This window comes from Gordonia effusa NBRC 100432 (assembly GCF_000241305.1).
Taxonomy (GTDB): domain Bacteria; phylum Actinomycetota; class Actinomycetes; order Mycobacteriales; family Mycobacteriaceae; genus Gordonia; species Gordonia effusa.
This window is the reverse complement of the sequence record NZ_BAEH01000105.1, coordinates 119,543-127,805: the sequence shown is the minus strand read 5'-3', so window position 1 is coordinate 127,805 and position 8,263 is coordinate 119,543. Positions and strand designations below refer to the sequence as shown.

8 protein-coding genes and 2 rRNA genes are annotated in these 8,263 nt (G+C 63.4%); all 10 read left to right on the top strand.

Features of this window, described 5'->3' with window-relative positions; genetic code table 11:
- A 23S ribosomal RNA gene (locus tag GOEFS_RS23685) occupies nucleotides 1-106 on the top strand; the annotation flags it as partial.
- A 142-nt stretch (nucleotides 107-248) separates the two neighbouring features.
- Nucleotides 249-365 (top strand): 5S ribosomal RNA (gene rrf / locus GOEFS_RS18325).
- Between the two features lie 110 nt (nucleotides 366-475).
- Nucleotides 476-2,671, top strand: coding sequence for an HAD-IIA family hydrolase (locus GOEFS_RS18320; RefSeq protein ID WP_083837364.1), 2,196 nt, complete (start codon nucleotides 476-478; stop codon nucleotides 2,669-2,671).
- A gap of 11 nt (nucleotides 2,672-2,682) precedes the next feature.
- On the top strand, nucleotides 2,683-2,940 hold the full coding sequence (locus GOEFS_RS22955; protein WP_007319437.1) for a hypothetical protein: 258 nt from the start codon (nucleotides 2,683-2,685) through the stop codon (nucleotides 2,938-2,940).
- Nucleotides 2,930-3,772 carry a TlyA family RNA methyltransferase gene (locus GOEFS_RS18310; RefSeq protein ID WP_007319436.1) on the top strand — a complete coding sequence of 281 codons (843 nt, stop codon included), beginning with the start codon at nucleotides 2,930-2,932 and terminating at the stop codon, nucleotides 3,770-3,772. The genes GOEFS_RS22955 and GOEFS_RS18310 overlap by 11 nt, the downstream gene beginning before the upstream one ends.
- A 21-nt stretch (nucleotides 3,773-3,793) precedes the next feature.
- Entirely contained in the window at nucleotides 3,794-4,762 is a 969-nt protein-coding gene (locus GOEFS_RS18305) for an NAD kinase (RefSeq protein WP_007319435.1), read from the top strand.
- A gap of 51 nt (nucleotides 4,763-4,813) precedes the next feature.
- Nucleotides 4,814-6,685, top strand: coding sequence for a DNA repair protein RecN (recN, locus tag GOEFS_RS18300; protein WP_007319434.1), 1,872 nt, complete (start codon nucleotides 4,814-4,816; stop codon nucleotides 6,683-6,685).
- Entirely contained in the window at nucleotides 6,682-7,137 is a 456-nt protein-coding gene (locus tag GOEFS_RS18295; RefSeq protein ID WP_007319433.1) for a DUF2382 domain-containing protein, read from the top strand. Before recN ends, GOEFS_RS18295 begins: the two co-directional genes overlap by 4 nt.
- A gap of 75 nt (nucleotides 7,138-7,212) precedes the next feature.
- Nucleotides 7,213-7,731 carry a hypothetical protein gene (locus GOEFS_RS18290; protein WP_007319432.1) on the top strand — a complete coding sequence of 173 codons (519 nt, stop codon included), beginning with the start codon at nucleotides 7,213-7,215 and terminating at the stop codon, nucleotides 7,729-7,731.
- Nucleotides 7,728-8,120: a DUF2382 domain-containing protein gene (locus GOEFS_RS18285; RefSeq protein WP_007319431.1), complete on the top strand. Its 393-nt coding sequence runs from the start codon at nucleotides 7,728-7,730 to the stop codon at nucleotides 8,118-8,120. The genes GOEFS_RS18290 and GOEFS_RS18285 overlap by 4 nt, the downstream gene beginning before the upstream one ends.
- Nucleotides 8,121-8,263 lie beyond the last annotated feature (143 nt).

Sequence of the window (8,263 nt, the reverse complement as noted above, 5' to 3'; positions counted from 1 at the left end):
TTAGCGGGGTTAAGGCCCCCCACAGACCATGGGGTTGATAGGCCAGAACTGTACGCACCGCAAGGTGTTTAGGTGACTGGTACTAATCGGCCGAGGACTTACCAACACCCCAACAACATTTGGGTGCCACCAGGTAACACGCAACACGAAAACATCATCACCATAAACAGTGATATCGCATCCACTATGCAACTCTGAAACAACACACAAACCCACACCAATAGTGGGTTTTGACAGTTTCATAAAGTTTCGGCGGCAATAGCGGAGGGGAAACGCCCGGCCCCATTCCGAACCCGGAAGCTAAGCCCTCCAGCGCCAATGGTACTGCACCCTAACCAGTGTGGGAGAGTAGGACACCGCCGAACAAAAATTTGAAATACCCCGTATCCGGGCCGTACTACGGTTCAGATACGGGGTATTTTCTATTGAAGGGCCTCACCGGCAAACCCCGGTTGATCGAGATGATTGGTTAGAAATGACGGACAGTTCGAGGGATCGACGCGGCGAGCCGAACCGGAACGGGCGCGATAATCGCTCGAGCGGCCGCAGTGACGGCGGATACGGCAACCGTGGCCGCGGCGGAGCCAGCGGTGGCAGCGGACGCGGAGACGGTGGTAGAGGCGGCCGACCTGGCGACGCGCGACGCGGTGGACCCCGTGATGGCGGTCGTGATCGCGGCCCGAACACGCGTGGCACCGTACGTACCGATGAACCTGCGATCCCCGACGAGGTAACCGCGGCCGACCTGGATCCAGAGGTGCGGCGCGACCTATTAAGTCTTGACAAGACGAATGCCGAGCGAGTCGCCCGACATCTGGTCATGGTGATGAACCTGCTCGGCGAGGATCCGGTGGCCGCGCTAGCACACGCGCGTGCTGCGCGTGAACGCGCCGGGCGAGTCGGCGTAGTACGCGAGACTGTCGGAATCGCCGCCTATACGGCAGGTGAGTGGCAAGAGGCGTTAGGTGAACTGCGCACAGCCCGACGTCTTACCGGTAGTAATGCATTGCTTCCGCTGATCGCTGACAGTGAGCGTGGTCTTGGCCGGCCAGAACGCGCGATTGACTTGGCGCGTAGTGCCGAGGGGCGGGCGCTCACCGGAGACGAAGCAGCGGAGATGCTGATCGTCGAAGCCGGGGCGCGTCTAGACCTGGGCGAGCCGGACAAAGCTGTGGTCACGCTGCAGGCTGCCAATCTGCAGCCCGGCCAGACCGGAGACGGTCCCGCGCGACTGTTCTACGCCTATGCGACCGCGCTACTTGCCGCTGGACGCCGCGACGATGCCGCCACCTGGTTCATGAATTCCGCTGCCGCTGACGTCGATGACGTCACCGACGCCGAACTGCGGTTGGTAGAACTGGCCGACGGCGAGCACTCATCCGAAGCCGACACCGATCCTCTATCGGAAGTCGATACTGAGCCAGCAAACGAATCCGCACCTGCTGATGACGTGCCGTTTGAGAATCCCACCGACGACGTGGATGAGCCCGGGCCGGATCAAGACTCCGAAGACACCAAGAAGCCCGAGGACTCGGCAGCCACGATTGACGATTCATCCACGACGGTCGGGACAGCCGCGGCTGCGAACGAAGCGGCGGCAGATGACACCAGCCCGGCTAAAACCAATGACGTCGCACCGGCTGTGTCGTTGGCCACTGAGTATGACGCACTGCTGCTCGACCTCGACGGCACAGTCTTCGCAGGAGCCGAGGCGTTGCCCGGCGCGATCGAAGCATTGGCGAAGGTAAACGTGCCGGCGTACTACGTGACCAATAATGCGAGCCGGCGTGCACCCGACGTCGCCGATCATTTGACCGAACTTGGATTCGACGCGGTCCCAGATCAGGTTGTGACCAGCGCCCAGGCGGGGGCTAAGCTCCTTGCCCAACATTTGCCAGCCGGATCGCGAGCTCTGGTTGTTGGTACCGACGGCCTCGCACAGGAGGTGCGTGAAGTCGGAATCGGCGTGACACGCAGCGCCGACGATAGGCCGGATGCGGTCATCCAAGGCCATTCGACGACGACCGACTGGGCCATCCTGTCCGAAGCAGTCCTCGCGATCAACAACGGCGCGCTATGGGTGGCCTGCAACGTCGACCCGACGCTGCCTTCCGAACGCGGCCTGCTGATCGGCAACGGTTCGATGGTCGCTGCGGTCGCGAATGCGACCGGAAAACAGCCGCTCGTCGCGGGTAAGCCCGCCGCGCCGTTGATGGCTGACGCGATCGAACGATCGGCGTCGAAACATCCACTCGTGGTCGGTGATCGGCTCGACACCGATATCGAGGGCGCGGTGACCGTCGGCGTCGACAGTTTGTTGGTACTTACCGGCGTCGCAGGAGCCGCTGATCTACTGGTAGCCGGTCCGGAGCAGCGTCCCACCTTTGTGGTGGACGATCTGCGGGGGCTACTGGCGTCGCCGGACAGCGCGCGTATCGGCGCACAGCCGGGTTGGACGGTTTCCGCGACGACCGGAGATGGTGAGATCCGGGTCGACGTGGTGGCGACATCCGAGGCCGACGACGTCGCGCTACTGCCTGCGCTCGCCGCCGCGGTGTGGAATGCGGTCGACGCGCACTTGGCCGCTGCCCCCGACGAGGGGCTGGCGGTGACTATCGCCACCGAAGACGAGCGGGTACGTGGCCTGCTGGATGAGCTAGGCGTGCGATAGCGTAGGACTCGATGACATCTCCCGTACCCGGACCGCCCAAGCCCGGACAGCATCTGGCGAGCTCCGTACCGACGGTGTCGCCTGAAGTTGTTACGCAGCAGGTGAGCGAACTGCTCGCTCAGTTCGACGAGATGCGCGAGGAGCAGCGGACGGCAGATCCCGACGGTGCGAATATCGACCTCGGATCATTGGACCGGCAGGCCGCACTCTTGGAGCAGGCCCACCAGGTGCTGTCGACTGCCCTCGAAGACGTCGGCCGTGCCACCTAATCCGCGCGCACGCCTCGATGCCGAGTTGGTGCGGCGAGGGTTGGCCCGCTCGCGCGAGCATGCCCGCGAACTCATCGAAAAGGGTGAGGTCAAGGTTAACGGCACACCGGCAACCAAGCCGGCCACGAATATCACCAGGGACACACCGGTGATCGTGGCGGCAGTGGAGACCAAATGGGCTTCACGGGGTGCGCACAAACTGATCGGCGCGCTGGCCGAGTTCGGCCCGCGCGGAGTGACGGTGGCCGACAAACGTTGCCTCGACGCCGGTGCGTCGACTGGGGGTTTCACCGACGTCCTGCTGTCGGAGGGCGCGCGCGAAGTCGTCGCCGCCGATGTCGGCTACGGCCAGTTGGTCTGGCGGCTGCGCAATGACCCGCGAGTCATCGTGCACGACCGCACCAATGTGCGCTCGCTGGGTCCGGAAGTCATTGGGGGACAAGCGGATTTGACGGTTACCGACCTGTCGTTCATCTCGCTGCGGCTGGTGTTGCCGGCGCTGGCATCGTGTACGACGATGGGCGGTGATTTGCTTCCGATGGTCAAACCTCAGTTCGAGGTCGGTAAGGAACGTGTCGGCGCTGGCGGAGTTGTGCGCGACCCGGCATTGCGAATCAGCGCGGTACGCGAGGTGATCGCCGATGCGCTCGGGCTGGGATTAGAACTCAACGGTGTTGTCGCCAGCCCGCTGCCCGGACCGTCGGGCAATGTCGAGTATTTCGTCTGGCTGCGCAAAGTGCGCGACGCGGAGCCGAGTACCGGTGTCGCTGCGCGATTGTCAGAGTCAGCGGAGACAATGATCACCACGGCCGTCGAACAAGGACCGCAATAGGTGTCGAAAGGAGATGGGTTCGTGCCCACACGTGAGTTCCTGGTGGTCGCACACACCGGCCGCGAGGCGGTATCGGTCACCCTCGATGCCATTGCGCGCTCCTGTGCCGGCGCCGGAGTCAAACTGCGCATCGTCGACTTCGACACGATGGAACACGACACCGGCGTTGCGATGGGGCATAACGACCCGGTCGGGCATCCGGTGGATCCCGATCACCTGCGCGCGCTCGGCGCCGAAGTGGAAGTGACCGAGGTCGACACCGCATCGGCGCACGGATGTGAACTCGTCATAGTGCTCGGCGGCGACGGCACCTTCCTTAGGGCGGCGGAATTGGCCTATCCCGAGTCGGTGCCGGTTCTCGGAATTAACTTGGGGCGCATTGGTTTTCTGGCCGAAGCGGAGGCGAATCGCGTCGAAGAGGTGATGGCGCTTCTCATCGGACGGGACTATCGGATCGAGTCGCGGATGACCCTCGATATCGCGGTGATCAACCCCGCGGAACCCGACGATCCAGTAGTGCGTACCTGGGCACTGAATGAGGTCGCCATCCAGAATCAGACGAATCAGGGCGTCCTGGAATTGCTGACCGAAGTAGACGGCCGCCCGGTGTCGGCATTCGGTGCCGACGGACTGCTGGTATCGACGCCGACCGGCTCGACGGCGTACGCGTTTTCGGCCGGTGGTCCGGTGATGTGGCCTGATCTCGAGGCGATTCTGATCGTGCCCAGTAACGCTCACGCGCTATTCGCCCGGCCGATGGTCACGAGCCCGCGGTCGAAGATTGGCGTCGAAGTGGACAAAGAGGGGCGTCCGGCGGTCGCGTTATGCGATGGCCGGCGAGTGATCGACGTGCCGCCGGGAGCGCGCGTCGAGGTACGTCGAGGGTCCCGCCCGGTGCAGTGGGTCCGGATCGACTCGGACCCATTCGCCGACCGGCTGGTGACCAAGTTCGATTTGCCGGTGACCGGATGGCGCGGCCGCAAGGTGTGAGAGCGCCGGGGGCGATGCGAGACGGGGTACACCGAGAAGGGAAGGTCTGACGTGCTCGAAGAACTGTCGATCCGAGGACTCGGCGTCATCGAGGAAGCTTCGGCCGAGTTTCATCCCGGCTTTACCGTGCTGACCGGCGAGACCGGCGCCGGCAAGACGATGGTCGTGACGAGTCTGCATCTGCTCTCCGGTGCTCGGGCGGATCCCACGCGGGTGCGGGTGGGGCACGAGAAAGCCACCGTCGAGGGCCGTTTCCGGTTAGTCAATCCGCTCGTCGAGGGTGAGGCGACTACTGATCCGGAGTTGGTCGATCTGCTCGAATCCGCGGGCGCCGATGTCGACGATGACGATTCGGTGATCGCCGTACGTTCGGTATCGGCCGATGGCCGGTCTCGTGCGCATGTGGGCGGTCGATCGGTGCCCGTCGGCCTGATGGGCCGGATGACCAGCCGTCTGCTGACCATCCACGGCCAGAACGATCAACTACGGCTGCTCAAGGGGTCGCAGCAGCGTGGGGCGCTGGATCGGTTCGCCGGAAAGAATGTCGCGAAATCGCTGCGCGCCTATCAAAAGGCCCGCGCGCAATGGCTTGACTTGTCTCGGGACCTCGAGCGACGTCGTGCCAATTCCCGCGAACTCGCCCAGGAAACCGATCGACTACGGTTCGCGGTCGACGAGATCGCCGCGGTAGATCCGCAGCCTGGTGAGGACGCCGAGTTGGTTGCCACCATCCGCAGGCTCACCGACCTGGACACCATTCGCAGCGCGGCGGCGGGTGCACAAGGCACGGTCGTGGGCGATGTGAACGCCGAAGGCGGCTCGGTAATCGAAGGGCTCGGCCACGTACGTACCGTCTTGGAGTCGTCGGGTGACGAGACATTGCGCGGACTATTGCCTCGGGTCGCCGAGGCACTTGCGGTCGTCACCGACATCGGCGACGAACTGACGGCATTTGTCTCGGACCTGCCGACCGACGCCGGCGAACTCGACCAGTTGCTCAACCGTCAGGCAGAACTGCGGTCGCTTACTCGCAAATACGCCGCCGACATCGACGGCGTGATCGACTGGTACGCCACGGCGACGGCTCGACTGGCCGAAATCGATAATCCGGCCGAGTCCATTGACGAACTCGCGGCAGCCGTCGCGGCAGCTCGCGACGACGTCGGGGCCGCAGCGGTCAAATTGCACGACCAGCGGGTGACGGCAGCCAAATCGCTGGCCAAGAAGGTTAGCGCGGAACTGCTGGGACTGGCGATGGGCGGCGCGGCACTCGTCGTCGATGTGCGCTACGACGTCGTCGGCACGGCGGCACCCGCCGATTCCGGCGAGACCGTCGACGACCCAGCAGACAGCCCTACGGTCCCGGTAGCTACCACCGAGGGCCCGGCCGTCGCGCACGCGGGTGCCGACGGTGCCGATGTCGTTGAGTTCTCCCTGCGCGCTCACGCGGACGCCGTCCCGCTGCCCATCGCACGGTCGGCGTCGGGCGGTGAGCTATCGCGCGTGATGCTGGCACTTGAAGTGGTGCTGGCCGCGCCCGAAGGCGGCTCGATCATGGTGTTCGACGAAGTCGATGCCGGTGTCGGCGGTGCGGCGGCAGTCGAAATCGGCCGCCGATTGGCACGATTGGCCCTCAAACATCAGGTGATAGTGGTGACGCATCTGCCGCAGGTGGCAGCTTTCGCCGATAATCATGTCGTCATCGGAAAAAATATCGGCGGGAGTGGGAAACGTTCGCCGGGTGGACATACTTCGACAGTGCGTACGCTTTCTCGCGATGAGCGAATCGGCGAGTTGGCCCGAATGTTGGCCGGCCTCGGCGATTCTGACACCGGCCGCGCTCACGCGGAGGAGTTGTTATCCACCGCGGAGCAGTATCGAAGCGTACGGAAAGAACCGAATGCGAAGGAAACGACTGTATGACCTTTGAATCACAGACAGATCCGGCGCCCGAGTCGAATCCCGATGCGCTCGTCCTTGGGCTGCATGAGGAGTTCTTGACGACGCAGAAGAAGGAAATCGTCACCGGTATCGCACAGGTACGCAAGACGATTGAAAGTGAGTCGGCCGATCTGGAATTCGACGTCGAGCGGGAGCGCGCCGAAGTGACCCGGGTCGGCGTCGAGGGGCGGGAAGTAACCTCCGCGCCGGAGCCGTACTGGGAGGGAGATACCTATGTCGTCCCGGTGGTGGAAGAGGAATTGGTCGTTACCAAACGGCTCGTAGTGCGTGAAGAAGTCCGTATTCGACGGGTCCGCGGTACCGATACGGTTTCAGTTCCGGTTACAGTTCGTCGCGAACGGGTTGAAGTGGCAGAAATTGATGTAAACACTAAACCCGGGAAACATGGCGAAGAATCCAACGATAGGGTTTGAGTCAACACGCGTGCCTGGCATCAGACGCTTAATCAACGACTACGCGACAAACGCAACGCTGAGAGGAACGACGAGATGATTGTGACGTTCGCCGGATACGACATCAAGGTGGGTACCCCGGTGGTATCCCGCGATGGCGCCGAAGTGGGAACGGTGGATTCGACGATTGGTGAGGATCTTGTCGTCAACGTCACCACCGCCGGTACCCAGCTGTTGCTGACCGAGAGCGGTGTTGCCGGGTTCGAGCCTGATTTCATCCGTCTGGAAAAGACTGCCGCGGATATCTCGGCGGGACACTACGACAAGGTCGGCGAGACCGAGTCGGCACCCGAACCGGCGCTTGACCACGAGCCTGCCGCTGCGGATGTTCCGAGCGCTGAAGCAGCTGCGCCGGTTGGGCTTCTGTCGACGCCGACCGATGTGCCGGACGCTGACGCGCCCTCGGCCACCGAAGAGCCCGAGCAGGAACCTGCCGCGCCGCAGACCGCCGAGCCAGTCGCCGAAGATGCTCCTGCCGAGACCACGGCTCCCGCCGCGTTGACCGGTACCCGACCGCCGGTGGTCAGACCATCCATCTTCACGCAGAGGACTTGATCGCTGCGAAGCGTCAGGTCGCGACCGGCATCGTGAAGGTAGCCAAGAAGGTCCTCGTCGAGGACAAGGCCGTTGACGTCGACGTATTCACCGAGAAGGTGACCGTCAACCGCGTCGATCTCGACGAAGATGCCGACGTCGAGTACTCCTTCGAAGAGGGCGTATTCGAGATCGAACTCAAGGGTGAAGAAGTCGAGGTCGGCAAACGCGTCCGCCGCGTCGGGCAGGTCGAGGTCGGTAAGGAACGTCTCACCACCACGCAACGCGTCACCGGTCAGACTCGCCGCGAAGAGATCGAGGTCAACGAAGAGGCCTATGACGCGTCGCGTCCCGATGGCGATGCGTACGACCCGATCGTCGCGAAGCGGCTGGCTGACGACGACAAGTAAGTCGGTTCTCCGACGTTGGGCTGATTGAAGTCTGCGCGTTGGCTGGGTTCGACGGGACATTCACCTCGGTAGGCCCGCGACACGGTACTGCCGTGACTCGTGTGACAAAAGTGGCCAATGTTACGGCGCGCCTCCCTGCGGTC

Bases quoted from the DNA above. Each gene is read 5' to 3' on its own strand.
- GOEFS_RS18320 (WP_083837364.1), top strand. From the start codon at position 476: ATGACGGACAGTTCGAGGGATCGACGCGGCGAGCCGAACCGGAACGGG.
- GOEFS_RS18295 (WP_007319433.1), top strand. From the start codon at position 6,682: ATGACCTTTGAATCACAGACAGATCCGGCGCCCGAGTCGAATCCCGAT.
- GOEFS_RS22955 (WP_007319437.1), top strand. From the start codon at position 2,683: ATGACATCTCCCGTACCCGGACCGCCCAAGCCCGGACAGCATCTGGCG.
- GOEFS_RS18290 (WP_007319432.1), top strand. From the start codon at position 7,213: ATGATTGTGACGTTCGCCGGATACGACATCAAGGTGGGTACCCCGGTG.